This window comes from Streptomyces sp. NPDC001100 (assembly GCF_053598575.1).
Map to the genome: position 1 here is coordinate 162,609 of NZ_JBSFKO010000002.1, position 25,780 is coordinate 188,388.

25 protein-coding genes are annotated in these 25,780 nt (G+C 71.0%); 15 read left to right on the forward strand and 10 right to left on the reverse strand.

Annotated elements, in window-relative coordinates:
• The gene (locus tag ACWDEW_RS03005) at nt 1-495 is read right to left on the reverse strand and encodes a hypothetical protein (protein ID WP_450509010.1); all 495 of its coding nucleotides are present in this window, start codon (nt 493-495) and stop codon (nt 1-3) included.
• 352 nt (nt 496-847) lie between these two features.
• Between ACWDEW_RS03005 and ACWDEW_RS03010 the strand changes: the two genes are divergently transcribed.
• Complete coding sequence (locus ACWDEW_RS03010) at nt 848-2,620, forward strand: acetyl/propionyl/methylcrotonyl-CoA carboxylase subunit alpha (RefSeq protein ID WP_450509012.1); 1,773 nt, start codon at nt 848-850, stop codon at nt 2,618-2,620.
• Between the two features lie 127 nt (nt 2,621-2,747).
• Nucleotides 2,748-3,323: a TetR/AcrR family transcriptional regulator gene (locus ACWDEW_RS03015; RefSeq protein ID WP_450509014.1), complete on the forward strand. Its 576-nt coding sequence runs from the start codon at nt 2,748-2,750 to the stop codon at nt 3,321-3,323.
• 152 nt (nt 3,324-3,475) lie between these two features.
• On the opposite strand, the gene ACWDEW_RS03020 is transcribed toward ACWDEW_RS03015, so the two are convergent.
• Nucleotides 3,476-4,429, reverse strand: coding sequence for a DeoR/GlpR family DNA-binding transcription regulator (locus tag ACWDEW_RS03020; RefSeq protein WP_450509016.1), 954 nt, complete (start codon nt 4,427-4,429; stop codon nt 3,476-3,478).
• A gap of 164 nt (nt 4,430-4,593) precedes the next feature.
• Nucleotides 4,594-6,042, reverse strand: coding sequence for an NAD(P)H-quinone dehydrogenase (locus ACWDEW_RS03025; RefSeq protein WP_450509018.1), 1,449 nt, complete (start codon nt 6,040-6,042; stop codon nt 4,594-4,596).
• Between the two features lie 286 nt (nt 6,043-6,328).
• Here ACWDEW_RS03025 and ACWDEW_RS03030 point away from each other — a divergent pair, with 286 nt between their 5' ends.
• From ACWDEW_RS03030 to ACWDEW_RS03040, 3 genes are all read left to right on the forward strand, one after another.
• Nucleotides 6,329-6,766, forward strand: a complete 438-nt coding sequence (locus tag ACWDEW_RS03030) for a gamma-glutamylcyclotransferase (protein ID WP_355903230.1) — start codon at nt 6,329-6,331, stop codon at nt 6,764-6,766.
• Between the two features lie 138 nt (nt 6,767-6,904).
• On the forward strand, nt 6,905-7,729 hold the full coding sequence (locus ACWDEW_RS03035; RefSeq protein WP_450509020.1) for a purine-nucleoside phosphorylase: 825 nt from the start codon (nt 6,905-6,907) through the stop codon (nt 7,727-7,729).
• A 76-nt stretch (nt 7,730-7,805) separates the two neighbouring features.
• On the forward strand, nt 7,806-9,449 hold the full coding sequence (locus ACWDEW_RS03040; protein WP_450509022.1) for a phospho-sugar mutase: 1,644 nt from the start codon (nt 7,806-7,808) through the stop codon (nt 9,447-9,449).
• Between the two features lie 87 nt (nt 9,450-9,536).
• Here ACWDEW_RS03040 and ACWDEW_RS03045 read toward each other — a convergent pair whose 3' ends face one another.
• Nucleotides 9,537-11,300, reverse strand: coding sequence for a hypothetical protein (locus tag ACWDEW_RS03045; RefSeq protein ID WP_450509024.1), 1,764 nt, complete (start codon nt 11,298-11,300; stop codon nt 9,537-9,539).
• Between the two features lie 132 nt (nt 11,301-11,432).
• Nucleotides 11,433-12,131, reverse strand: coding sequence for a PH domain-containing protein (locus tag ACWDEW_RS03050; RefSeq protein ID WP_450509026.1), 699 nt, complete (start codon nt 12,129-12,131; stop codon nt 11,433-11,435).
• Nucleotides 12,132-12,324: 193 nt separating this feature from the next.
• Here ACWDEW_RS03050 and deoC point away from each other — a divergent pair, with 193 nt between their 5' ends.
• From deoC to ACWDEW_RS03065, 3 genes are read left to right on the forward strand one after another with little or no spacing between them, the layout of a single operon-like run.
• Entirely contained in the window at nt 12,325-13,281 is a 957-nt protein-coding gene (deoC, locus tag ACWDEW_RS03055) for a deoxyribose-phosphate aldolase (RefSeq protein WP_450509027.1), read from the forward strand.
• A gap of 5 nt (nt 13,282-13,286) precedes the next feature.
• On the forward strand, nt 13,287-14,720 hold the full coding sequence (locus tag ACWDEW_RS03060; RefSeq protein ID WP_450509029.1) for an aldehyde dehydrogenase family protein: 1,434 nt from the start codon (nt 13,287-13,289) through the stop codon (nt 14,718-14,720).
• Nucleotides 14,713-15,597: an aldehyde dehydrogenase family protein gene (locus tag ACWDEW_RS03065; protein WP_450509031.1), complete on the forward strand. Its 885-nt coding sequence runs from the start codon at nt 14,713-14,715 to the stop codon at nt 15,595-15,597. The genes ACWDEW_RS03060 and ACWDEW_RS03065 overlap by 8 nt, the downstream gene beginning before the upstream one ends.
• A gap of 110 nt (nt 15,598-15,707) precedes the next feature.
• On the opposite strand, the gene ACWDEW_RS03070 is transcribed toward ACWDEW_RS03065, so the two are convergent.
• Nucleotides 15,708-16,112, reverse strand: coding sequence for a hypothetical protein (locus tag ACWDEW_RS03070; RefSeq protein WP_450509032.1), 405 nt, complete (start codon nt 16,110-16,112; stop codon nt 15,708-15,710).
• Nucleotides 16,113-16,239: 127 nt separating this feature from the next.
• Here ACWDEW_RS03070 and ACWDEW_RS03075 point away from each other — a divergent pair, with 127 nt between their 5' ends.
• On the forward strand, nt 16,240-16,887 hold the full coding sequence (locus tag ACWDEW_RS03075) for a uridine kinase family protein (protein ID WP_362975127.1): 648 nt from the start codon (nt 16,240-16,242) through the stop codon (nt 16,885-16,887).
• Between the two features lie 167 nt (nt 16,888-17,054).
• Here the strand turns inward: ACWDEW_RS03075 and ACWDEW_RS03080 are convergent, their stop codons facing one another.
• Nucleotides 17,055-17,792, reverse strand: coding sequence for a SigE family RNA polymerase sigma factor (locus tag ACWDEW_RS03080; protein ID WP_019066937.1), 738 nt, complete (start codon nt 17,790-17,792; stop codon nt 17,055-17,057).
• A gap of 253 nt (nt 17,793-18,045) precedes the next feature.
• Between ACWDEW_RS03080 and afsQ1 the strand changes: the two genes are divergently transcribed.
• Genes afsQ1 through ACWDEW_RS03095 form a run of 3 tightly spaced genes read left to right on the forward strand, consistent with a single transcriptional unit; the run spans nt 18,046 to nt 20,938 of the window.
• Nucleotides 18,046-18,723: a two-component system response regulator AfsQ1 gene (afsQ1, locus tag ACWDEW_RS03085; protein ID WP_019066936.1), complete on the forward strand. Its 678-nt coding sequence runs from the start codon at nt 18,046-18,048 to the stop codon at nt 18,721-18,723.
• The gene (locus ACWDEW_RS03090; protein ID WP_450509034.1) at nt 18,720-20,297 is read left to right on the forward strand and encodes an ATP-binding protein; all 1,578 of its coding nucleotides are present in this window, start codon (nt 18,720-18,722) and stop codon (nt 20,295-20,297) included. Before afsQ1 ends, ACWDEW_RS03090 begins: the two co-directional genes overlap by 4 nt.
• Nucleotides 20,294-20,938: a hypothetical protein gene (locus tag ACWDEW_RS03095; protein ID WP_450509036.1), complete on the forward strand. Its 645-nt coding sequence runs from the start codon at nt 20,294-20,296 to the stop codon at nt 20,936-20,938. The genes ACWDEW_RS03090 and ACWDEW_RS03095 overlap by 4 nt, the downstream gene beginning before the upstream one ends.
• Nucleotides 20,939-21,227: 289 nt before the next feature.
• Here ACWDEW_RS03095 and ACWDEW_RS03100 read toward each other — a convergent pair whose 3' ends face one another.
• Entirely contained in the window at nt 21,228-21,662 is a 435-nt protein-coding gene (locus ACWDEW_RS03100) for an HIT family protein (RefSeq protein WP_450509038.1), read from the reverse strand.
• Between the two features lie 541 nt (nt 21,663-22,203).
• Between ACWDEW_RS03100 and ACWDEW_RS03105 the strand changes: the two genes are divergently transcribed.
• Complete coding sequence (locus ACWDEW_RS03105) at nt 22,204-22,755, forward strand: VanZ family protein (RefSeq protein WP_450509039.1); 552 nt, start codon at nt 22,204-22,206, stop codon at nt 22,753-22,755.
• 94 nt (nt 22,756-22,849) lie between these two features.
• Nucleotides 22,850-23,053, forward strand: a complete 204-nt coding sequence (locus ACWDEW_RS03110; protein ID WP_026178268.1) for a PspC domain-containing protein — start codon at nt 22,850-22,852, stop codon at nt 23,051-23,053.
• Between the two features lie 183 nt (nt 23,054-23,236).
• Here ACWDEW_RS03110 and ACWDEW_RS03115 read toward each other — a convergent pair whose 3' ends face one another.
• Nucleotides 23,237-23,596: an ATP-binding protein gene (locus ACWDEW_RS03115; RefSeq protein ID WP_431252607.1), complete on the reverse strand. Its 360-nt coding sequence runs from the start codon at nt 23,594-23,596 to the stop codon at nt 23,237-23,239.
• A gap of 140 nt (nt 23,597-23,736) precedes the next feature.
• On the reverse strand, nt 23,737-24,894 hold the full coding sequence (locus ACWDEW_RS03120) for an adenosine deaminase (RefSeq protein WP_450509041.1): 1,158 nt from the start codon (nt 24,892-24,894) through the stop codon (nt 23,737-23,739).
• Nucleotides 24,895-25,007: 113 nt separating this feature from the next.
• Here ACWDEW_RS03120 and ACWDEW_RS03125 point away from each other — a divergent pair, with 113 nt between their 5' ends.
• On the forward strand, nt 25,008-25,769 hold the full coding sequence (locus tag ACWDEW_RS03125; protein WP_450509043.1) for a prolyl oligopeptidase family serine peptidase: 762 nt from the start codon (nt 25,008-25,010) through the stop codon (nt 25,767-25,769).
• Nucleotides 25,770-25,780: the final 11 nt, after the last annotated feature.

Consider the following 25,780-nt stretch of genomic DNA (forward strand, 5'->3'; position numbering starts at 1 on the left):
TCAGGAGGGACTGGGGGCCGGCGGCGGGGTGATCGGCGCCGGGTCCTTGTCGGGCTGCTCCGGGGCCGTCGGGTCCTTGGGGCCCTCCGATGCCGGGGCCGCGTCCGAGGGGCCCTCCAGGCGGTCGTAGGTCATCAGGAGCAGGATCACGAGGCCGAGCACCACCACCATGAACGCGAACGCGGCCTTGCCCTCCACCATGGCCCACGCGAACGCGGCCAGCAGCCCGTGCACCACGGCCACGCTGATCAGCAGGATGCGGCCGAGGCCGGCCGGGGCCCGGTCGCGGACCGCGACGAGCAGGGCGACCAGGGCGCACGCGAGGAAGTAGAGGCCGAAGAGGACTCCGCCCACCTTCGAGGAGACGGACATCGCGTCCGGGTCGATACCGGCCAGGGACATGTTCTGGCGGTCGGCGACGATCCCCAGGAACCAGTTCAGCGCGGCCACTCCGAAGGCCTCCGCGAAGAGGACGACCGCCAAGATCCATGCCACCGGTCTGCGCACCACCGGCCCCCACCCACTTCCGTTCGGGACACCCCGAACGCTACTAACGGGTAAACCACGGGACAAGGGTTGTGTCAGGGGCAAAGAATCATTGGGCCATTCGTAGGGACTCCACAAAGAAACGGCGTGGCGCGCGGCACGCTCTCACAGAGACCTTGACCACACCGGAGGGCTAGGGTTTTACGGAGGAGTCCTGCGTACCGAGGTGCGACAAGGGATTTCACGGGTCGAGCGGGCCTCGTATCACGCTCCGTGTGGGCAAGCTCACCACAGGGGACGGGTCGATGCGCCGTGTCGGCAGTCCCTAAACTCGGCTTGTTTCAAGGAGGGAGCCTCAATCGTGCGCAAGGTGCTCATCGCCAATCGTGGCGAAATCGCTGTCCGCGTTGCCCGGGCCTGCCGGGATGCCGGGATCGCGAGCGTGGCCGTATACGCCGACCCGGACCGGGACGCTCTGCATGTCCGCGCCGCGGATGAGGCGTTCGCCCTGGGCGGTGACACACCGGCGAGCAGCTACCTGGACATCGGCAAGGTCCTGAACGCGGCCCGCGAGTCCGGTGCCGACGCCGTCCACCCCGGCTACGGCTTCCTGTCGGAGAACGCCGAGTTCGCCCAGGCGGTCCTCGACGCGGACCTGATCTGGATCGGCCCGCCGCCGCAGGCGATCCGGGACCTCGGTGACAAGGTCGCCGCCCGGCACATCGCCCAGCGCGCCGGTGCCCCGCTGGTGGCCGGCACCCCGGACCCGGTGTCGGGCTCGGACGAGGTCGTCGCGTTCGCCGAGCAGCACGGGCTGCCCATCGCGATCAAGGCCGCGTTCGGCGGCGGCGGCCGTGGTCTGAAGGTGGCCCGCACGCTCGAAGAGGTTCCCGAGCTGTACGACTCCGCGGTGCGCGAGGCGGTCGCCGCCTTCGGGCGCGGCGAGTGCTTCGTGGAGCGCTACCTCGACAAGCCCCGGCACGTGGAGACCCAGTGCCTGGCCGACACCCACGGCAACGTGGTCGTCGTATCGACCCGCGACTGCTCCCTCCAGCGCCGGCACCAGAAGCTGGTCGAGGAGGCGCCCGCGCCGTTCCTGTCGGACGAGCAGGTCGCCGAGCTGTACTCCTCCTCCAAGGCCATCCTCAAGGAGGCCGGCTACGTCGGCGCCGGGACCGTCGAGTTCCTCGTCGGCCAGGACGGCACGATCTCCTTCCTGGAGGTCAACACCCGCCTCCAGGTGGAGCACCCGGTCACCGAGGAGGTCGCCGGCATCGACCTCGTCCGCGAGATGTTCCGCATCGCCGACGGCGAGGAACTCGGCTACGGCGACCCCGAACTGCGCGGCCACTCCTTCGAGTTCCGCATCAACGGCGAGGACCCGGGCCGCGGCTTCCTGCCCGCGCCCGGCACCGTCACCACGTTCGCCCCGCCGTCAGGACCGGGCGTCCGGCTGGACGCCGGTGTCGAGTCGGGCTCGGTCATCGGCCCGGCGTGGGACTCGCTGCTCGCCAAGCTGATCGTCACCGGCGCGACCCGCGAGCAGGCGCTCCAGCGCGCCGCACGGGCGCTGGAGGAGTTCCGGGTCGAGGGCATGGCCACCGCGATCCCGTTCCACCGCGCGGTGGTGCAGGACCCGGCGTTCGCCCCCGAACTCAGCGGCTCCGCCGACCCGTTCACGGTCCACACCCGCTGGATCGAGACCGAGTTCGTCAACGACATCAAGCCCTTCGCGGCCCCGACGGACGCCGAGACGGACGAGGACGCCGACCGCGAGACGATCGTCGTCGAGGTCGGCGGCAAGCGCCTGGAGGTCTCCCTCCCGGTCTCGCTCGGCATGTCGCTGGCCCGCACCGGTCTCGCCGCCGGCGCCAAGCCCAAGCGCCGGGCGGCCAAGAAGTCCGGCCCGGTCGCCTCCGGCGACACCCTCGCCTCGCCGATGCAGGGCACGATCGTCAAGGTCGCGGTCGAGGAGGGCCAGGAGGTCAAGGAGGGCGACCTCGTCGTCGTACTCGAAGCGATGAAGATGGAACAGCCGCTGAACGCGCACAAGTCCGGCACGATCAAGGGCCTCGGCGCGGAGGTCGGTGCGTCCATCACGTCCGGCGCCGCGATCTGCGAGATCAAGGACTGATCCGACCGCGCATACGTCCGACCGCACGTACAGAGGTGCCCGGCCGACAGGAACAGCCTGTCCGCCGGGCACCTCTGTAATGTGACGGGGCAACGCCGTATCGCGCCGAGGAGGGCAGGTGGGACCCATGGCCAGCGCAGCCGGGCCGCCGGCGGGTCTGCGTGCCGACGCCCGCCGCAACTACGAGCGGCTGCTCGCCGAGGCGCGCGTGTCCTTCGCCGCGCACGGCACGGACGCGTCCCTGGAGGACGTGGCCCGGCGCGCGGGCGTCGGCATCGGCACGCTGTACCGCCACTTCCCGAACCGGCAGGCCCTGATGAGCGCGGTCTTCGAGGACGCGGTGGGTGAACTCCTCGCGCGCTCCCGTGAGTTGCTGACCGCACCGCAGCCGTGTGCGGCCCTGGTGACCTGGCTGCGGGAGATGGTGACCCACGCGAGCGAGTACCGGGGGCTCTCACGGGCGCTGATGGCGGTGGCCGACGACGACACGTCGGCGCTGGCCCGGTGCAGCAGCCCCATCCGGGAGGCGGTGGGTGCGCTGCTCCTGCGGGCGCAGGCAGCCGGTGAGGTGCGCGGTGATGTCGAGATCGGCGACCTGCTGCAGCTGACGCATGCGATCGCGTTGGCGGCGGAGGGGAACCCTGGGGATCCCGAACTGGCGGACAGGTTGCTGACGTTGACGGTGCGGGGGTTGAAGCCGTAGGTCTGGTTCGGTTCGTTTTGGGGTGCAGGCCGGTGGGGGCTGGTCGCGCAGTTCCCCGCGCCCCTAAAGGTCGGACCGGCTGAGCCGCTTTTAAGGGGCGCGGGGAACTGCGCGACCAGCCACGACGGCGCCGCACCTGAAAACCGAACCGATCAACGCCTGCGCAAGTCCGCCACCCTGGCCGCCCGTTCCCGCTCAGGAGACTCCCCGGTGAGTACGCCCGCCGAGCGCAGCCCCGGCACTTGACCCCGTCGCGGCGCCGGAAGAGGGACATCCCGGCGGCGTTGTTCCCGCGCCGGGGTCTGATCACCCCCCTGGCCGCCCGCCGCGCCGGCCACGGCGATCTGCACCCCTTGGTCGGCGAGGGCCTGCAACTCCGTGGCGGCGCGGTCGTCGTGGGCCGGGGGCTCGTCGGTGACGAGGCGGGTGATCACGTCCGTGGGCACGGTCTGGAACATGGTGTCCGTACCGAGCTTGGTGTGGTCGGCGAGGACGACGACCTCGGCCGCCGCCTGCACGAGGGCCCGGTCGACGGACGCCGAGAGCATGTTGGACGTGGAGAGACCGCGCTCGGCGGTCAGCCCGCTACCGGAGAGGAAGGCCCGGGAGACGCGCAGCCCCTGGAGGGACTGCTCGGCCCCGCTGCCCACCAGCGCGTAGTTGGAACCGCGCAGGGTGCCCCCGGTCATCACGACCTCCACGCGGTTGGCATGGGCCAACGCCTGGGCCACCAGCAGGGAGTTGGTGACGACGGTCAGTCCGGGCACCCGGGCGAGCCGGCGGGCCAGCTCCTGGGTGGTGGTACCCGCCCCCACCACGATGGCCTCGCCCTCTTCGACGAAGCTCGCGGCGAGATCGGCGATGGCCGTCTTCTCGGCGGTCGCGAGATGAGATTTCTGCGGAAAGCCGGACTCCCGCGTGAACCCGCCCGGCAATACCGCACCGCCGTGCCGGCGGTCGAGGAGTCCTTCTGCCTCCAGTGCGCGCACGTCCCGCCGTACGGTCACTTCGGAGGTCTGGACGACGCGGGCGAGCTCACGGAGCGATACGGCCCCATTCGCTCGCACCATTTCGAGGATCAATTGGCGACGTTCTGCAGCGAACACGAAACTGACAGTAACCCCAACGACCGTCTGCTTTCAGCTGTTTGCGGTGAATAGCAGAAGTTGTTCGCACAGGAGGGCGAGAAGTGGTATAGGGGGTAGTCCCGGCGCCTATGCCGTACGAATGGGCGGCAACTCCCCGTGACCAGCGGGGAGTCGGTGCGGCCTCAGACTTCGCCCGTCGCCTTGCGGGTGTGCAGCTGTCGGGCCACCTCGGCGATCGAGCCCGAGAGGGACGGGTAGACGGTGAAGGCGTTCGCGATCTGTTCGACCGTCAGATTGTTGTCGACGGCGATCGAGATCGGGTGGATCAGCTCCGAGGCGCGGGGCGCCACGACGACACCGCCGACGATGATCCCGGTGCCCGGGCGGCAGAAGATCTTGACGAAGCCGTCCCGGATGCCCTGCATCTTCGCGCGCGGATTGCGCAGGAGGGGGAGCTTGACGACGCGGGCGTCGATCTTGCCGGCGTCCACGTCGGCCTGGGAGTAGCCGACGGTCGCGATCTCGGGGTCGGTGAAGACGTTCGAGGAGACCGTCTTGAGGTTCAGCGGGGCCACCGCGTCGCCGAGGAAGTGGTACATGGCGATACGGCCCTGCATCGCGGCCACCGAGGCGAGCGCGAAGATCCCGGTCACGTCACCGGCCGCATAGACGCCCGGAGCGGTCGTACGGGAGACCTTGTCGGTCCAGATGTGGCCCGAGTCGCGCAGCCTGACGCCCGCCTCCTCCAGGCCCATGCCCTCGGAGTTCGGGATGGCACCGACGGCCATGAGGCAGTGCGAACCGGTGATGACACGGCCGTCCGCGAGGGTGACCTCGACCTTGTCGCCGACCCGCTTGGCGGACTGGGCGCGGGAGCGGGCCATGACGTTCATGCCGCGGCGCCGGAAGACGTCTTCGAGTACGGCGGCGGCGTCCGGGTCCTCGCCGGGGAGCACGCGGTCGCGGGAGGAGACGAGGGTGACCTTGGAGCCGAGGGCCTGATAGGCGCCGGCGAACTCGGCGCCGGTGACACCGGAGCCGACCACGATCAGCTCTTCGGGGAGTTCGGTGAGGTCGTAGACCTGGGTCCAGTTCAGGATGCGCTCGCCGTCCGGGCGGGCGTCGTCCAGTTCGCGGGGGTGGCCGCCGGTCGCGATGAGGACGGCGTCGGCGACGAGGGTCTCCTCGGTGCCGTCGGCCGCCTTCACGACGACCTTGCGGGAGCCGTCGATGGCCTGCATGCCGTCGAGCCGACCCCGGCCGCGCATGACACGGGCGCCGGCCCGGGTCACGGAGGCGGTGATGTCGTGGGACTGGGCGAGCGCGAGGCGCTTCACACGCCGGTTCACCTTGCCGAGGTCGACCCCGACGACCCTGGCGGCCCGCTCCAGGGGTGGGGTGTCGTCGGCGACGATGATGCCGAGTTCCTCGTACGACGAGTCGAAGGTGGTCATCACCTCGGCCGTCGCGATAAGGGTCTTCGACGGCACGCAGTCGGTCAGCACCGACGCCCCGCCCAGACCGTCGCAGTCGACGACGGTCACCTCCGCGCCGAGCTGCGCTGCCACCAGCGCCGCTTCATAGCCGCCGGGTCCGCCACCGATGATCACGATCCGAGTCACGTACCCCATTGTCCCGCACGCTTCAAGATGCTTCCGCCCCGGGGGCGACGGGGGTGTGTGGTGTGCCTGCGGTGCGTTGTGGTTCGCCTACGGTCCGTTGTGGGTCGGTGCCGCGCCGGGGGTTGTCCGTCCTCGGAACGGCGCAGAATCGGTCACTCAGGATTGCGGCCGTGTTGACGCGCCAACCGCTGCGGGCGGACACCCCCCGACACGACACCTTCTCGCCGTACGCGGGTGCCCTGAGTACCCCCGGTTACGGGAGTGGCGGGTGGGTTCGCTGCCGTACTCTCGGAGCATGTCGCTCTACGCCGCGTACGCCGGCAATCTCGACGCGCGGCTGATGACCCGCCGCGCCCCGCACTCGCCGTTGCGCGCCACGGGCTGGCTGAACGGGTGGCGGCTGACCTTCGGCGGTGAGCACATGGGCTGGGAGGGCGCGCTCGCGACGATCGTGGAGGCGCCGCGCTCGCAGGTCTTCGTCGCGCTGTACGAGATCGCGCCGCCCGACGAGGAGTCCATGGACCGGTGGGAGGGCGTCGGCCTCGACGTCTACCGGCGCATGCGGGTCCGCGTGCACACCCTGGACGGCGAGGAACCCGCCTGGGTGTACGTCCTCAATGGTTACGAGGGGGGACTCCCGTCCGCCCGCTACCTCGGCGAGCTCGCCGACGCGGCCGAATCCGCCGGGGCGCCGCACGACTATGTGATGGAGCTGCGGAAGCGGCCCTGCTGAGGATTCCCCGGGACCTGCTGGGCACTTCCCACACACCACGTCCGTCACGGAGCTCGTTGGAAACGACAAGACAACGATCGCAATCCCGTGAGCTCTGTCATCTACGCGCGTAGGCCCAGACCGGCTACCCTCAACCGCGTGAACGCATCTCTTCTTCCGGACGACATCCAGGGCGACCCCCACGCCGCCGCTGACGCCGCCGCCACGCGCCTGCGCGAACTGACGGGCGCCGAGACCCACGACGTCGCTCTTGTGATGGGCTCCGGCTGGGGGCCGGCCGTCGACGCGCTCGGCGTGCCCGAGGCCGACTTCCCCGTCACCGAGCTGCCCGGATTCCCGCCGCCGGCCGTCGAGGGCCACGGTGGCCGGGTCCGTTCGTACGCGATCGGTGACAAGCGCGCGCTGGTCTTCCTCGGCCGCACCCACTACTACGAGGGCCGCGGTGTCGCCGCCGTCGCGCACGGCGTCCGTACCGCCGTCGCCGCCGGCTGCAAGACCATCGTCCTGACCAACGGCTGCGGGGGGCTCCGCGAGGGTATGCGGCCCGGGCAGCCCGTGCTGATCAGCGACCACATCAACCTCACGGCCGCCTCCCCGATCATCGGCGCGAACTTCGTCGACCTGACGGATCTGTACTCGCCCCGGCTGCGAGCGCTCTGCAAGGAGATCGACCCCGGTCTGGAGGAGGGTGTCTACGCCCAGTTCCCCGGCCCGCACTACGAGACTCCCGCCGAGATCCGCATGGCCCGGGTGATCGGGGCGGACCTGGTGGGCATGTCGACGGTGCTGGAAGCGATCGCGGCGCGGGAGGCCGGTGCGGAGGTGCTGGGTATCTCCCTGGTGACGAACCTCGCCGCGGGGATGACGGGGGAACCGCTGAACCACGAGGAGGTTCTGCAGGCGGGCCGGGACTCCGCTACGCAAATGGGGGCACTGTTGGCCCAGGTGCTCGGCCGGCTGTAGGCACCGCCCCAGGGGGCTCCGTCCCCCTGGACGCCCGGGAACCGAACCCGCAAACATCACGAGAGGTTGACCTGACGTGCACGACGACGATCTCATCGCGCGGGCCAAGACCTGGCTCGCCGAGGACCCCGACGCGGACACCCGCGAGGAGCTGGGGAAGCTCATCGACGCCGGGGACGTCACGGAACTCGCGGAGCGCTTCGGCGGCACCCTCCAGTTCGGCACCGCCGGCCTCCGCGGCGAACTCGGTGCCGGACCCATGCGGATGAACCGCGCCGTCGTCATCCGCGCCGCCGCCGGCCTCGCCGCGTACCTCAAGCGGAACGGCCACACCGACGGAGTCGTCGTCATCGGCTACGACGCCCGGCACAAGTCCGCGGACTTCGCCCGCGACACCGCCGCCGTGATGACCGGCGCGGGGCTGCGGGCCGCCGTGCTGCCCCGGCCGCTCCCCACCCCCGTACTCGCCTTCGCCATAAGGCACTTGGGCGCGATCGCGGGCGTGGAGGTCACCGCCAGCCACAACCCGCCCCGGGACAACGGCTACAAGGTCTACCTCGGCGACGGCTCCCAGATCGTGCCCCCGGCCGACGCGGACATCGCCGCCGAGATCGACGCGATCCGCTCGCTGCACGACGTACCCCGCCCCACGGACGGCTGGGAAACCCTCGACGACAGCGTCCTCGACGCCTACCTCGCCCGCACCGACGCCGTCCTCTCCCCCGGCTCCCCCCGCACCGCCCGTACCGTCTACACGGCGATGCACGGCGTCGGCAAGGACGTCCTGCTGGCCGCGTTCGCCCGCGCCGGCTTCCCCGAGCCGGTGCTCGTCGCCGAACAGGCCGAGCCCGACCCGGACTTCCCCACCGTCGCGTTCCCCAACCCGGAGGAGCCGGGCGCGATGGACCTCGCCTTCGCCCGGGCCCGCGCCACGGACCCCGACCTGATCGTCGCCAACGACCCCGACGCCGACCGCTGCGCCGTGGCCGTCAAGGACGGTACCCAGGGCGGCGGTTGGCGCATGCTCCGCGGCGACGAGGTCGGCTCGCTGCTCGCCGCGCACCTCGTGCGGCGCGGCGCCCGGGGCACCTTCGCCGAGTCGATCGTCTCCTCGTCCCTCCTCGGCCGTATCGCCGAGAAGGCGGGCCTGCCCTACGAGGAGACCCTCACCGGCTTCAAGTGGATCGCCCGGGTGGAGGGACTTCGCTACGGCTACGAGGAGGCCCTCGGCTACTGCGTGGACCCGGACGGTGTGCGCGACAAGGACGGCATCACCGCCGCCCTGCTCATCACCGAGCTGGCCTCCGAGTTGAAGGAGGAGGACCGCGATCTGCTGGACCTCCTCGACGATCTCGCCGTGGCACACGGTCTGCACGCCACCGACCAACTCTCGGTGCGCGTCGAGGACGTGACCGTCATCGCGGACGCCATGCGGCGGTTGCGCGAGCAGCCGCCGACCGAGCTGGCCGGGCTGGCCGTCACCAAGGCCGAGGACCTCACCGAGGGCACCGACAAGCTCCCGCCCACGGACGGCCTGCGCTACACGCTCGACGGTGCCCGCGTCATCGTCCGGCCCAGCGGCACCGAGCCCAAACTGAAGTGCTATCTGGAGGTCGTGGTCCCCGTGGCCGCGCACGCCGACCTCCCGGCGGCCCGCGCACGGGCGGCCGAGACCCTCGCCACGATCAAGCGGGACCTGTCGGCGGCGGCCGGTATCTGAGCCGTCACCCGCGGCCCGGCCTCATCGCAGCCGGACGGGGTGTCCCTCCCGGGACACCCCGTCTTCCGTTCTGCCGCGCCGCAGGACCTACAGCCAGCCCTGACGGACCGCCATCAGCACCACCCACACGACCGCGAGCAGCGCGGCATACGGCCACAGCGGGCGTCCGCGCTCCTCCTCCCCGCTCTCGCCGGTGGGCCGCAGGGCGGGGTCGGCGATCATCGCGGAGAGTTCGGCGGCCAGGGCGTCGTAGGGGTGGATCAGGCCCCGCCTGCGTTGCAGCCGGGCCGAGTGCGGGGCGGCGACCACCCACGTGTCGCCGCCGCGTCGGCGGAGCTTCAGGTCGAACCCCTCGCGGCGGGCCGAGCGGAGGTCCTTCCAGGGGATGTGGCGCGGGCGGCGCAGACCGTTCAGCCAGATGCCGGTGCGGTCGGCGGTGATGCGCCAGGACAGTTTCACCGGGATCCGGGTGGCGCCCCTCATCCCCAACAGGATCAGCAGGCAGCGGTGCCAGAGGCTCTCGTCGGTCGCGATCCAGTACAGCCAGCCGGCGCACTGCGCCATCAGGAAGGCCGCCAGCCAGTCCACCGGGCCCGCCCGCCAGTGCCGCACCGGCACGGGCTCCGCGCTCCGCGCCGTCACGGCCGCGACCAGCTCCGCGTGCCGCGCGTCGCTCCGGGCCGCCCGGACGGCCGCCCGCTTCTCCCGCACGAGCCACCGCCGCACCTCGGCCCCCGACAGCGGCCGTACGGGACCGGTCGACCACTGCGTTCGCGGCGCCCCGCCCGGCTTGGCGGGAGCGCTGACGACGAGGATCTCGGCCCCGTCGTAGGGGGTGCCGTAGAGGACGGCCTCACGGACGGGGCCGGAACGCCGGGCGGCCGGACCGTCGGTGAGGGCGTCGTCGAGGGTGTCGAGGAGGCCGTCGATGTCCTCGGGGTCCTCGGGGTCCTCGGAGTCCTCAAGCGTCTGCGGGTCCTCAGGGATCTCGCCGGCGGGACCGGTGCGGTCGGCGGTGGCCGTACGGTCGGCTCTGTTGTCCGGGTCCGAGAGCGCGACCCGGAACAGGGGCCGTAGCGCGGCCCTGTCGTCGGCGGCGAGGACCTCCGCGTCGCCGAATGTGGTCTCCCGGATCAGCACGCGCAGGACGGGGGCCGGAGCCTCCCGGAGCGCGCGGGCCCGCCGCCTGCCCAGCGCGCCGGACAGCAGGACGGTGAGGCCGAGTCCGACCACGTGGACGCCGGTCATCGTGGCGGCCCGCTGGTCCTCGGCGTGGGGGGCGAGGGGCGCCAGGGCGGTCAGTACGGCGCCGGGTACGACCAGGAACGCTCCGGCGCAGGTGAGGAACCCGCCGCGGCGGACCGGCCGGTCGGCGTCGGGGAGGCGGGCCGTGACGCCCTCGGACGCGGCGAGGGCCGCCTCCCGTTGCCGGACACTCGCGCGGCTCCGGTATTCGGCGGGCGGCACGGAGAGCGCCAGCGCCGGCAGGACGACACCGCCGAGCACCCACCAGGACGCGTGCGGCGGCCACGACGCGTACGCGACCACCGCGACGAACAGGGCCGCCGCCGAGTACCGGACGATCTCGGGGCGCCACAGCACCCAGATCACCTGGAGCGGCAGCACCGCCGCCAGATACGGCGGCAGACCGCCGTAGTACAGCAGCGCCGCCGCGGCCAGCCAGCCGCACAGCACCGCGAGCTTCACATGGACCAGCCGCAACCGCACCGACATCCGGCGCGGCGGCAGCGCCCGCGTCCACCGGCGCACCTGCTCGCCGCGCCAGCTCACGGCGCCGTCGGGTATCGCGGAGGCGGGCAGCCGCAGCGGCTCCCGGAGGTTCGTGATCATGACGTCCCAGAGACTCGGACCACGGGCGTGGTCGGCGTGGCTCGGCTTCGCCTCCGGGTGGGGGACCGCCGTCGCGGCCGAGTTCGGGTCGCATGATGACCCGGAAAGCTGTGAGAGCGGGCGGCGGTCCGGTCAGCCCGTGGCCAGCAGGATCGCCAGTACGACGGCACCGGCGAGCGCCGGGGCGATCACCTCGTACGCCCAGCGCACCGTGACCTGGCCCTGCGCCGACTCGGCCTGCTCGCGGTTCTCCAGCAGCTCGTTCAGGTCGCTCATGATCTGGTCGGACTCCGCGCGCGTGGCCTCACCGGCCGCGGACCCGCCGCCCAGGCCTCCGCCGAAGCCCCCGAACCCGCCGAACCCGCCGCCGAAGCCCCCGGCCCTGCCGCCCCGGCCGGCCTGGCCGCCCGCCTCCGCCTTGGACCGCGCCTCGCGGCGCGCCGCCCGCTTGCGGCTGCGCAGCGAGACCGGGATCGCCCACAGCTGGAACTTGGTACCGGACTTGGCGATGACCTCGTTCGAGAGCCCCGACCGCAGCGCGGCCACCTCGCCCCACGGCACCACGACCAGCCGGAACGGGTTGCGCACGCGCAGCCGGTCGTCGTTGGCGTATACCGCCGGGCGGAATGTGAAGGCGACCACCAGCGGCACGACGAGAATCAGCCCCGCGAGCGCGAGCCACGGCGTGCGGCCGTTTCCCCGCACGAGGGCGTCGATGCCCAGCCAGAGCCCGATGGCGAGCAGGAGTACGCCGCCTGCGATGCCCATGGAGGACCTGTAGACACGGTCCGGGGGCTGCGGTGCGGGGGGCTCGTGGTGCGGGGTCGTCATGGTGCCGATTGTGCCTCAGCCGTTCGCCTTGTCGCCGTTGGGGACCTGTGCGTTCGCGACCGCGGGTGCGTTGTGGTTGCTCGCGTCCACCCGGCGGAGCCGCATATCGAAACAGCCCCGCGCCCCTTTGGGGCGCGGATCTCCCCTCGGGGTATACAGCCGCTACGCGCGTAGATATGCTCGTCTGGTGACCATGCCCACCACTGCACCCACAGCACACGCTCTCGGTGACGTCACCGCGTCCGACAGCACGCTGCGCCGTTTCCTCCACGGGCTGCCCGGCGTCGACGCGGTCGGCCTGGAGGCGCGCGCCGCCTCGCTCGGGACCCGTTCCATCAAGACCACCGCGAAGGCGTACGCCATCGACCTCGCCATCTCGATGGTCGACCTGACGACACTCGAAGGCGCGGACACCCCCGGCAAGGTCCGGGCGCTCGGCGCCAAGGCGGTCCGCCCCGACCCGACCGACCGGACGAGCCCCTCCACCGCGGCCGTCTGCGTCTATCCCGACATGGTGGCCGTCGCCAAGGAGGCCGTCGCAGGTTCCTCCGTGAAGGTCGCCTCCGTCGCCACCGCCTTCCCGGCCGGCCGTGCCGCGCTTCCCGTGAAGCTGGCCGACGTGCGCGACGCGGTCGCCGCGGGCGCCGACGAGATCGACATGGTCATCGACCGCGGGGCGTTCCTCGCGGGCCACTACATGAAGGTGTACGACGAGATCGTCGCCGTGAAGGAGGCCTCGGGCGCCGCCCGCCTGAAGGTCATCTTCGAGACCGGCGAGCTGTCGACGTACGACAACATCCGCCGCGCGAGCTGGCTCGGCATGCTGGCCGGTGCGGACTTCATCAAGACGTCGACGGGCAAGGTCGCCGTCAACGCCACGCCCGCGAACACCCTGTTGATGCTGGAGGCGGTGCGCGACTTCCGCGCCCAGACCGGCATCCAGGTCGGGGTGAAGCCCGCGGGCGGTATCCGTACCTCCAAGGACGCCGTCAAGTTCCTGGTCGTCGTCAACGAGACGGCGGGCGAGGACTGGCTCGACAACCACTGGTTCCGCTTCGGCGCGTCCTCGCTCCTGAACGACCTGCTGATGCAGCGCCAGAAGCTGGCCACCGGCCGCTACTCCGGCCCCGACTACGTGACGGTGGACTGATCCACATGGCTCTCTTTGACTACGCTCCGGCGCCCGAGTCCCGCTCGGTCGTCGACATCGCGCCCTCCTACGGCCTGTTCATCGACGGCGAGTTCACCGAGGCGGCCGACGGCAAGGTCTTCAAGACCGTGTCCCCGTCCACCGAAGAGGTCCTCTCCGAGATCGCCCAGGCGGGCGAGGCCGACGTCGACCGCGCGGTGCGGGCCGCCCGCAAGGCCTTCGAGAAGTGGTCGGCGCTGCCCGGCTCCGAGCGCGCCAAGTACCTGTTCCGCATCGCCCGGATCATCCAGGAGCGCAGCCGCGAACTGGCCGTCCTGGAGACCCTGGACAACGGCAAGCCCATCAAGGAGACGAGGGACGCCGACCTCCCCCTGGTCGCCGCGCACTTCTTCTACTACGCGGGCTGGGCCGACAAGCTGGACCACGCCGGCTTCGGCGCGAACCCCCGGCCGCTGGGTGTCGCGGGCCAGGTCATCCCCTGGAACTTCCCGCTCCTGATGCTGGCCTGGAAGATCGCCCCGGCGCTGGCGACCGGCAACACGGTCGTCCTGAAGCCCGCCGAGACGACACCGTTGAGCGCGTTGTTCTTCGCGGACATCTGCCGGCAGGCGGGCCTGCCCAAGGGTGTCGTCAACATCCTTCCGGGATACGGCGATTCGGGTGCCGCGCTCGTCGCGCACCCGGACGTGAACAAGGTCGCGTTCACCGGTTCCACGGCGGTCGGCAAGGCGATCGCCCGTCAGGTGGCCGGCACGAACAAGAAGGTCACCCTCGAACTCGGCGGCAAGGGCGCGAACATCGTCTTCGACGACGCCCCCATCGACCAGGCGGTGGAGGGGATCGTCACCGGCATCTTCTTCAACCAGGGCCAGGTTTGCTGCGCGGGCAGCCGCCTCCTCGTCCAGGAGTCCATCCAGGACGAGCTGTTGGACTCCCTGAAGCGCAGGCTCTCCACCCTCCGCCTCGGCGACCCGCTCGACAAGAACACGGACATCGGCGCGATCAACTCCGCCGAGCAGCTCTCCCGCATCACCACCCTCGTCGAACAGGGCGAGGCGGAGGGCGCCGAGCGCTGGTCCCCGGCCTGTGAACTCCCGTCCTCCGGCTACTGGTTCGCCCCGACGCTCTTCACGAACGTCACCCAGGCGCACACCATCGCCCGCGACGAGATCTTCGGCCCGGTGCTGTCCGTCCTGACCTTCCGCACGCCCGAGGAGGCGGTCGCGAAGGCCAACAACAGCCAGTACGGCCTCTCCGCCGGCATCTGGACGGAGAAGGGTTCCCGCATCCTCGCGGTGGCGAGCAAGCTCCGGGCCGGCGTCATCTGGTCCAACACGTTCAACAAGTTCGACCCGACCTCGCCGTTCGGCGGCTACAAGGAGTCGGGCTTCGGCCGCGAGGGCGGTCGCCACGGCCTGGAGGCGTACCTCGATGTCTGACCGTCTCAGTGTGTTCAAGACCTACAAGCTGTACGTCGGGGGCAAGTTCCCCCGTAGCGAGAGCGGCCGGGTGTACGAAGTGACCGACTCCAAGGGCAAGTGGCTGGCCAACGCCCCCAAGGGGAGCCGTAAGGACGCCCGGGACGCGGTCGTGGCGGCCCGCAGGGCGTTCGGCGGCTGGTCCGGCGCGACGGCGTACAACCGGGGCCAGATCCTCTACCGCATCGCCGAGATGCTGGAGGGCCGCAAGGACCAGTTCGTCCGTGAAGTCGCCGACGCGGAGGGCCTGTCGAAGTCGAAGGCGTCCGTGGTCGTGGACGCGGCGATCGACCGCTGGGTCTGGTACGCGGGCTGGACCGACAAGATCGCCCAGGTGGTCGGCGGCGCGAACCCGGTCGCGGGCCCGTACTTCAACCTGTCCTCGCCCGAGCCGACGGGAGTGGTCACCGTCCTGGCCCCCCAGGAGTCGTCGTTCCTCGGACTGATCTCGGTCGTGGCCCCGGTGATCGCGACCGGCAACACGGCGATCGTCATCGCGAGCGAGAAGTCCCCGCTCCCCGCACTGTCGTTGGGCGAGGTCCTTGCCACCTCCGACCTGCCCGGCGGAGTCGTCAACGTCCTCTCCGGAAAGACGGCGGAGATCGCGGCCCCCCTCGCCGCCCACCAGGACGTCAACGCGATCGACCTCGCGGGCGCCGACGACGTACTGGCGAAGGAACTGGAGATCGCGGCGGCCGACAACCTGAAGCGAGTTCTCCGTCCACAGCCTGTGGATTACACGGAGACTCCCGGCATCGACCGCCTGACAGCCTTCCTGGAGACGAAGACGGTCTGGCACCCCACGGGTTCTCTGGGAGCAAGCGGCTCCTCGTACTAGGAGGCAGGCCGAAGGCCACGCCTCAGGGGCGCGGGGAACTGCGCGACCAGCCACAACGAACGCGCACCCGGCAACGAGACCGCAGCTCCCCGCCCCTCCCCCGCAATCGCTCAGCCCCCCAGCAAACCCGTCACCTGCCCGACCACCGGCATGCTCCCGATCGACTGAGCCTCCGCAACCGGCCCCGTCAACGCCTGCGAGGCCAACGGCTGAAAGTCGGCGAGCTGGGTCGCGATCCCGTTGTCGAGCGGGTCGACACCCGTCCCCGCAAGCGGGTTGGGCTTGAGCCCGGCAACGGGCCCGGTGACATACCCGACCGTGCCGGTGAGCGCGCCCAGCCCCGCCGCGGGGTCGATCTTGCCCAGCGAGGTGGGCCGCGTCCGCATCACGTCGACGACCGGCGCGGTGTCCGCGGCGGCCGTCGCCGCGCCCGCGCCCAGGGCGACTCCGGCGGTCGCGAGGGCGACCAGGGCGCGCTGGGCGTTCGGGTGCTGGGAGGACGTGTGTCGTGCCATTGCTGGTGCCACCTTCTGGTGCGCAGGGTAATCAGGTCAGCACGAAGGGTAGTTGACGTGTGATGCGCGTTCCAATGCCGACCCGCGGGGTCGGCAGGACGTACGGAATACGTCAAACTGGTGTCCCGTGAGCATCCTTTCCCCGTCACCGGCCCGCGTCGTGCTGCTGTGCGGCCCCTCGGGTTCCGGCAAGTCCCTCGTCTCGGCCCGCTCCGGTCTTCCCGTGCTGCGGCTCGACGACTTCTACAAGGAGGGCGACGACCCGACGCTGCCACTGGTGGCGGGGAGTTCGGACATCGACTGGGACCACCCCGACTCCTGGGACGCGGAGGTCGCGGTCGCCGCGATCGTCGAACTGTGCCGCACGGGTCGTACGGATGTGCCGGTCTACGACATCTCGCTCAGCGCCCGTACGGGCACGGAGGCGGTCGATGTGGGCCGGACGCCGCTGTTCATAGCGGAGGGAATCTTCGCCGCCGAAGTCATCACCCGCTGCCGGGAGCTGGGCGTCCTCGCCGACGCGCTGTGCCTGAGCCGCGGACCTGTGCGGACCTTCCGGCGCCGCTTCCTGCGGGATCTGCGGGAGGGCCGTAAGTCCGTGCCGTTCCTGCTGCGACGCGGCTGGCGGCTGATGCGGCTGGAGCGCTCGATCGTGGCGCGGCAGACGACGCTCGGCGCGTACGCGTGCGACAAGGACGAGGCGCTGGGCAGGCTGGCCGCGGCGGCGGTCGGACGGCGTCCGGCACAGTCGACTCCGGCGCCCTCCCCCTCGTAGACAAGAGAAAGCGGGACTGGACGGACCCCCCGGCCCTCCAGTCCCGCTCTTCCTGTTCCCCCGTGGTACTTCCCCCGTGACCCCCCCCAGGACCCCGTCGGCGCCCCCCAGCGCCGATCCCCCGTGGTCCCTTCGTGCTCCCCCGTTCCCTGCTTCCCCCCCAACCCTCAGGCGACGAGCTCCCCGAAGGCGTCCTCCTCGTCACGGCCGAAGCTGAGGACCTCGTCCTCGCGCATGCGGCGGAGCGACCGCCAGATGCTGGACTTCACCGTGCCGACACTGATGTCGAGGATCTCCGCGATCTCCGGGTCCGTGCGGCCCTCGTAGTAACGAAGGACCAGCATGGTGCGCTGGAGTTCGGGCAGCCGGGCCAGCGCCTGCCACAGGACCGCGCGCAGTTCGGTGCCGCGCATCGCGTCCGTGTCGCCGGGCGTCTCCGGCAGTTCCTCGGTCGGGTACTCGTTCAGCTTGCGGCGGCGCCACGCGCTGATGTGCAGGTTCGTCATGGTGCGGCGGAGGTAGCCCCCGACCGCGGCCTTGTCGCTGATCCGGTCCCATGCCTTGTACGTCGAGAACAGCGCGCTCTGCAGCAGGTCCTCGGCCTCGAAGCGGTCGCCGGTCAGGTGGTAGGCGGTCGCGTACAGGGAGGCGCGGCGCTCCTGGACGTAGGCGGTGAACTCCGCCTCCGACAGCGAACGACGCTCCCCCGTGTCCTCCCTGTACCCGCTTCCCCCGTGCGCTTCCCCCGTGTGCGCGTCAACCACCGTCATGTAACCGGTGTGCTGACGCCCGGCACCGCGAACGCACCCCCGCCCGCTCACGGCACCGGACTTCTCGGAACCCCGGGTGACGTCGTGCAGACGCGTGATGACTGCGTTGTTGCTGGTGCTGTGCAGCGTGCTCATCTCGCGCCCCCCGTAGTGGACTTGCCCGGTGTTCGGATCTTCCGGCTCGGTTCCTCGTGGTCCCTTGCCTGTGACGAAAATCCTGCCGGGGTCACTTCATGGACGTGTCCGCCGACTGTCACAGACCTGTCACAGGGGTCCCCTCTGCGGCCGTCCTCAGAAAACGGACAGTCCGGTCACAGATAGGAGCGCTAAGGGCGCGTACCCGTACAGGTGTCGAAACACCGCCCCCGCATGGGCCAGAATGAGCCCCGTGCCTTCCCTGTTGCTGATCGAGGACGACGACGCCATCCGGACGGCCCTGGAGCTCTCGCTGACGCGCCAGGGACACCGGGTAGCCACCGCTGCCAGCGGCGAGGACGGTCTGAAGCTGCTGCGTGAGCAGCGGCCGGACCTGATCGTGCTGGATGTGATGCTGCCCGGCATCGACGGTTTCGAGGTGTGCCGGCGCATCCGGCGCACGGACCAGCTGCCGATCATTCTGCTCACCGCGCGCAGCGACGACATCGACATCGTCGTCGGCCTGGAGTCCGGTGCCGACGACTACGTGGTCAAACCCGTGCAGGGGCGGGTGCTGGACGCCCGTATCCGGGCCGTGCTGCGGCGCGGGGAGCGAGAGGCCAACGACGCGGCGTCGTTCGGTTCGCTGGTCATCGACCGGGCCGCGATGACCGTCACGAAGAACGGCGAGGACCTCCAACTCACGCCCACCGAGCTGCGGTTGCTGCTCGAACTGAGCCGGCGGCCCGGACAGGCCCTGTCCCGGCAGCAGTTGCTGCGCCTGGTGTGGGAGCACGACTACCTCGGTGACTCGCGGCTGGTGGACGCGTGTGTCCAGCGGCTGCGCGCCAAGGTCGAGGACGTGCCCTCGTCCCCGACGCTCATCCGTACCGTGCGCGGCGTCGGTTACCGCCTGGACTCGCCTCAGTGACCGACGCACCAGGGGGGATCCGCGGCTGGCGCCCGGGTCGTAAGGGAGTTCTGTGGCGGCTGCGGTTCACCAGCCTGCGCCTGCGGCTGGTGGTCGTGTTCGGCCTGGTCGCGCTGACCGCCGCCGTGTCCGCGTCCGGCATCGCCTACTGGCTCAACCGCGAGGCCGTCCTCACCCGCGCCCAGGACGCGGTACTGCGCGACTTCCGCCAGGAGATGCAGAACCACGCCGGCACCCTGCCCGTGCACCCCACGCAGGACGAACTCATGCGCACCGCCGGCCAGATGGCCAACAGCAGCCAGCGCTTCAGCGTGCTGCTGGTCGCCGAGGACTCCGACACCAAGACGGTCTACGGCAACTCCGGCGGCCTGAACGGGTTTTCACTGGAGGACGTGCCCAAGTCGCTGCGCACGGCGGTGAACAAGCAGCAGTCGGTGACCGACGGCAACAAGGAGCCGTACCACCTGTACTGGCAGCGGGTCACCGAGCACGGCACACCGTTCCTGGTGGCCGGCACCCGGATGATCGGCGGCGGGCCAACTGGCTACATGCTCAAGTCGCTTGAGCCGGAGGCGAAGGACCTCAACTCCCTCGCCTGGTCGCTCGGGATCGCCACCGGACTCGCGCTGATCGGCTCCGCGCTGCTCGCGCAGGCCGCCGCGACGACCGTCCTCAAGCCCGTGCACCGGCTCGGCATCGCGGCGCGCCGACTGGGCGAGGGCAAGCTCGACACCCGGCTGCGCGTGTCCGGGACCGACGAACTCGCCGAACTGTCACGGACGTTCAACCAGACCGCCGAGGCGCTGGAGAAGCGGGTCGCCGACATGGCCGCCCGGGACGACGCCTCGCGCCGTTTCGTCGCCGACATGTCCCACGAGCTGCGGACTCCCCTCACCGCCATCACCGCCGTGGTGGAGGTCCTGGAGGAGGAACTCGACGCCGAGACCGGCAGCGTGGACCCGATGATCGAGCCCGCCGTACGGCTCGTCGTCAGCGAGACCAAGCGGCTCGGCGACCTCGTCGAGAACCTGATGGAGGTCACCCGCTTCGACGCGGGCACCGCCCGGCTCGTCCTCGACGACGTCGACATCGCCGACCAGATCACCGCCTGCATCGACGCCCGCGCCTGGCTGGACGCCGTCGACCTCGACGCCGAGCGCGGCATCCACTCCCGGCTCGACCCGCGCCGCCTCGACGTCATCCTCGCCAACCTCATCGGCAACGCCCTCAAGCACGGCGGCTCGCCGGTCCGGGTCTCGGTCCGACTGGAGGACGACGACCTCGTCATCGCGGTCCGCGACCACGGCCCCGGCATCCCCGAGGACGTCCTCCCGCACGTCTTCGACCGCTTCTACAAGGCGAGCGCCTCCCGCCCCCGCTCCGAGGGCAGTGGCCTCGGCCTCTCCATCGCCCTGGAGAACGCCCACATCCACGGCGGCGACATCAGCGCCGCCAACTCCCCCGACGGCGGCGCGGTGTTCACCCTGCGGCTGCCGAGGGACGCCTCCGTCCTCACGGAGGAGACCGACAAGGGCGAGGGCGAAGGGGACAGCTCGAAGGGGAACCCCTCATGAAGGCACGCCGATTGACGGCTCCCGTCGGCGAACGGGCCGTGTCCGCACGCCGGTTGATGGCCCTTCCGCTGCTCGCACTGCTGCTCGCCGGGTGCGGGATCCGGGCCACGGAGGTGCCGACCGACTTCGGGCCCGCGCCCTCGATGGTGCCCTGCACGCTCACCGAGCCGGACGTGTCGACGCAGGCCGCGCGCGGAGTGCCCGTGCAGGTGTTCCTGCTGTGCGGGTCGTCGCTGGTGACCGTCGACCGGACCGTACAGGTGCCGGACGGCACCGCGGACGTGCAGCGCCGCGTGATCGTGGCGCAGGGGCTGCTGGACCAGCTCGCGCAGTCGCCGTCGCCGGGCGAGAAGGACGCCCGGTACACGACCGACGTGCGGGGCGGCATGACGGTCAGCGGGCCGCGCGCCAAGGACCCCAAGGACGCGTTGCGGCTGAGCAATTCACCGGCCGACCTGACGTCGTACGCGCTCGCGCAGATCGTCTGCACGTTCTCCGACTCGGCCGCGGCCGAGGGCGACGGCTCCGTCATCCTCGGCGGTCCGGGCGACTCCCCGCTGCGCCGCTACGAATGCACGGACGACGTCCGCTCCGCCCCCGGCACCAAGGCACCGCCCTCCACCGAGGTGACGGGGGGCTGACGGGGCGGGTGGGCCCACGCGGGAGCCGCCGACGCGGGGGCGCCGGCGCCGAGGGCGTACGGAGCGCCTGATCGGGATCTCGCCCTGTGCCATCCGCCCCCGCGCCGGTTGCCGGCGAACTGCCGCGGGCCGTAAGGCACTTGGGATCTCTCCGGGCGATCAGCCCGAGGCCGGCCGTCTCGTGGACGACGGGGGGACCTGTCGCGCCGACGCGATGGCCCGGGCGGATACGGCGGACGGGCACGGTCCGGCTCAGGGAGCTTGGGGAGCTCAGGGAACGGGCTCTGGCTCAACCTCCGTACTGCCGCTGCTCGTGGTCACGGTTGAGTGCGGCGGCCAGTCGCGCGCCGGGGTCGCCGGGGAGGCTGCGGCGGGACCGTCCGGTCGGCCACGTCGAGATCCCGTCGTCCACCCACCGGGGAACGACGTGGAGGTGCAGGTGCGGAACGGACTGTTCCGACCCCGGTCCGCTCGCGCTCAGGATGTTGACGCCCGACGCGTCCAGGGCGGTGCGCATGGCCGCCGCCACACGTTGGACCAGCGCCATCGACGCCGCCAGGACATCGGGCGGGCACTCGAACACGTCCGTGAAGTGGCGGGTGGGGACGACCAACGTGTGCCCCGGCGCGAGCGGGTTCAACGGCGTGAAGGCGCAGGCTTCGGCCTCACGGGCCACCCAGCGTGCGGTGCCTTCGTCGATGAGCCGGCAGAAGACGCAGTCCACATCGCCGACCCTGTCACAGGCCGCCGTGGCCCGGAACGGACCGCGAACCGCGATCAGCTCGCCGTCGACCGCTCACAAGGCTCCGTGGGAAGCGGTTGGTTGCCTCACCCGGCGGAACTCTCCGACGATCTCGCCCACGTGGCCGTCGTACGAAACCTCTACGGTGCGTGCGTTCGCAGTGTTCTGTACCAGGCCACTGCACACGGTGCAGGAGCCCTTCCCGCCCTCCTTCTGGTGGCACTCCCCGAGCCGGACCGCCACAGCGTTCCCCGCCAGGTTCAGCTTCGCGATGCCGGTGAACACGGCCCATCCCGTCGCCGTCACGCACAGCAGTGCGAGCGCGGCGTAACCGACGACCGCGCGTGTCCGCCCCTTTGGCATGAGCCAACAATGCGCCTGCGGAGCACGGTCGTACTCCTGACCCCGGCCGAAGGCAGCCCGGAGGTGAACGAGCCGGAAAAGAGGGGTGTGGCGGAAGCCTCAGCCCGGTGCTTGGGCCCTACCCGGAACCGATCGTGCCGGAGGGGGCGTCTAGTGGGGCGTGCAGCGTCAAGGCTCCATCGGCGGCAGTGCCGCGATTCGCGTCCGTGTGACAGGAGGTGTCCTCCTCGTCGCACATCTCGTGCTCGTCGCCTGGGTCACGCTGCGCCCCCGGGACGTCCCCTGGGTGATGCCGCCGAACCTGCACCCACTGGCCAGCATCCGCGCCGATCTGACACTGGGCTGGCCCGAGGCGACCAAGCGGATCGGTGAGGGCCTCGCGCTGCTGGCCCCGCTCGGCATCCTGCTCCCCATGGTGAGCGGCCGGCTGCATGTCTCGCCGCTCGCGTCCCTGATCCGTACGGTCGCCGCCGGCGCCCTGATCTCCCTGGGCATCGAACTGCTGCAGACCGGCGTGCCGGGCCAGGTCGTGGACATCGACTCGCTGCTCATGAACACGGTGGGCGTGGCCCTCGCGCACGCCGCGATCGTCCCCGCCGCCCGCGCCTGGCTCCGCCGCAGGGGCGAGAGCCCCCTCCCCGCGCCCCTCCTCCAGGAGGAAGCGACTCAGGGACGGACCCCGACGATTCCCAGGGTCGGCATCGCACCGTAGAGCGACGCCGGGCGGGCTTCCGGTTCGTAGCGTTGATGTCAGATGAGGCAGCCGCAGGGGAGGCCTCGGAGAGACGCTCGCGAAGGAGCCCATGATGACCGCCATTGCCCGCCCCACCCAAGGCCGCATGATCGGCGGAGTGTGCGCAGCGCTGGCGCGGCGCTTCGGTACCTCCGCGACCACGATGCGGGTGATCTTCCTGCTCTCGTGCCTGCTGCCCGGGCCGCAGTTCCTGCTCTACATAGCGCTGTGGATCCTGTTCCCGTCCGAGGACAAGGTGCGCACCGAGGCCTGGTGAACCATCCACCACCCCCACCATGCCCGGCGCACGTACGCCGATGGGGCGCACCCCTCGTCCGGGGGCGCGCCCCATCGGCGCGTTCGGGGGCCGGCTCGGCCCCATGGGCGCCAGCCCAACGGACCTCAGTCAGCGGGCCTCGCCCAGCGGACGTCAGCCCAACTGGCGTCAGCCCGGCCGGCGTCAGCCCAGCGGAACGCCGTTCAGCGGCAGGCCGTGCGTGGGCAGGCCCGTCTGCGACAGCGGGAGGCCGCCCAGCAGTCCGGCGACGGGCGCGGTCGGGCCGTCGGAGAGGACCTTCTCGGCGGCCGGCTGCACGGCGGACAGGCCACCCGCGAGCGCGGGCTGCGCCTGGCTCAGCGCCTCGCCGGCACCCGGGAGCGCCTTGGTGACGTTCTCCGCGGGCAGCGTGTGGGTCACGGCGCCCAGCACCTGGGTGGTGTCCGGGACCGCCGGAGCCGCGCTCGCGGCACCCGCGCCGGCGGCGGCGAAGGCGGCACCGAGGGCGGCGACACCGAGGGTCTTGGCAGCAGACTGCTTCATGGTGAATGCGTCCTTGAATGGGATGACGGGGATGTGAGCGGTCCAAGACCGTAAACACGCGAAGCCGTTCGCCGCAAACATCGAAATGCGGACGGATTGTGAACACCCGCCCGCATTCCCTGGCCTCCGCTCAGTCCCGGTCAGCCCTCTTCGGGCACAGAACCGCTGGTGGAGGCCGTCTGCCGGAACAGCCACTCGGATTTGAGTTCGGCATATCCGGGCTTGATCACGTCATTGATCATGGCCAGTCGTTCATCGAAAGGAATGAATGCTGACTTCATAGCATTGACGGAGAACCATTGCATGTCGTCGAGCGAATAACCGAACGCCTCGACAAGGTGCTCGAATTCACTGCTCATGCTGGTGTGGGACATCAGCCGGTTGTCGGTGTTGACCGTGGCCCGGAAGTGGAGCCGGCGCAGCAGCCCGATGGGGTGCTCGGCGTAGGAGTCGGCGGCGCCGGTCTGGAGGTTGGAGCTGGGGCACAGTTCCAGCGGGATGCGCTTGTCCCGGACGTAGGAGGCGAGCCGGCCGAGCTTGACCGTGCCGTCGTCCTGGACCTGGATGTCGTCGATGATGCGCACGCCGTGTCCGAGCCGGTCGGCGCCGCACCACTGCAGCGCCTGCCAGATGGACGGCAGTCCGAAGGCCTCGCCGGCGTGGATGGTGAAGTGGTTGTTCTCGCGCTTGAGGTACTCGAAGGCGTCGAGGTGCCGGGTGGGCGGGAACCCGGCCTCGGCTCCCGCGATGTCGAAGCCGACGACGCCCAGGTCGCGGTAGCGGTTGGCGAGTTCGGCGATCTCCAGGGCGCGGGCGGCGTGCCGCATGGCGGTGAGCAGCGCCCCGACGCGGATCCGCCGGCCGTTCTCCCTCGCGAGCGACTCCCCTTGCCGGAAGCCCTCGTTGACGGCCTCGACGACCTCTTCGAGGCTGAGCCCGCCGTCGAGGTGCTGCTCGGGCGCGTACCGCACCTCGGCGTATACGACGCCGTCCTCGGCGAGGTCCTCCGCGCACTCGCGGGCGACCCGGATCAGCGCGTCCCGGGTCTGCATCACGGCGACGGTGTGCGAGAAGGTCTCCAAGTACCGTTCCAGGGAACCGGAGTCGGCGGCCTCGGCGAACCACACGCCGAGTTTGTCCGGGTCGGTCTCGGGGAGTCCGGTGTACCCGGCGTCCCGCGCGAGTTCGACGATCGTCCCCGGGCGGAGGCCGCCGTCGAGGTGGTCGTGCAGCAGAACCTTCGGCGCCCGGCGGATCTGGTCCGGCGTCGGGGTGTTCGGGGTGCTCTGGCTCGTCATTTCCGCACTCTAACTCCTACGCGCGTAGATCACCTGTTGTACGAAACCGTCGATACGTAACGGTGACCGCGCGGAAGGATGGCGTACACGCTCACTTCTGACACTGTTCTGTCATGGCACAGCAAGCGACGCCGGTTCGGACGGCCCGGTTGGGGAGAGCGCTCGGTCCAGAACCGACCTCGGTGAGCGGTGTGGTCCTGCTGCTCCCCGGCGGCAACGAGGTCTCCGCCCGCAGGCCGTCCCCTCTCCTGGCGACGGCCTCCGTACGGACGTTGGGGCGCCGGCTGTCCCGGGCGGGCGCGGACGACGGGCTCGCCGCGCATGTCGTGCACTATCGCGTACGCGGCTGGAACGGCAGCGAGGCGTATCTCGCGCACGACGCCACCTGGGCGGTGGACGAGGTCGTACGACGCTACGGAGACGTGCCCGTATGCCTCGCCGGAATCGACATGGGCGGCCGGGCCGCCCTGCGCTCCGCCGGCCACGAGGCGGTCAACTCCGTGGTGGCGCTGGCCCCTTGGCTCCCCGAACAGGACGTGGCCGCACCACCCGAACCGGTGAAGCAACTGGTGGGCCGCCGGGTCCTGATCGTCCACGGCACGAACGACGAACGAACCGACCCCGAACTGTCGTTCCGCCTGGCGGCCCGCGCCAAGAAGGCCAACCGAGACGTGTGCCGGTTCGAAGTGCACTCCGACGGACACTCGTTGCACCAGCACCGCCAGGAAGTACACGCCCTGACCGAGGACTTCGTCCTGGGCGCCCTGTTCGGCCGGGCCTTCGCCCGCCCCGTGGAGGACGCGCTCCAGGCTCCGCCACCGCTGGGCCTGCGGATGCCACTGGCTGCGGGCTTCGGGCGGTCCCTGCGGAAGTGAGCGAGACGCAC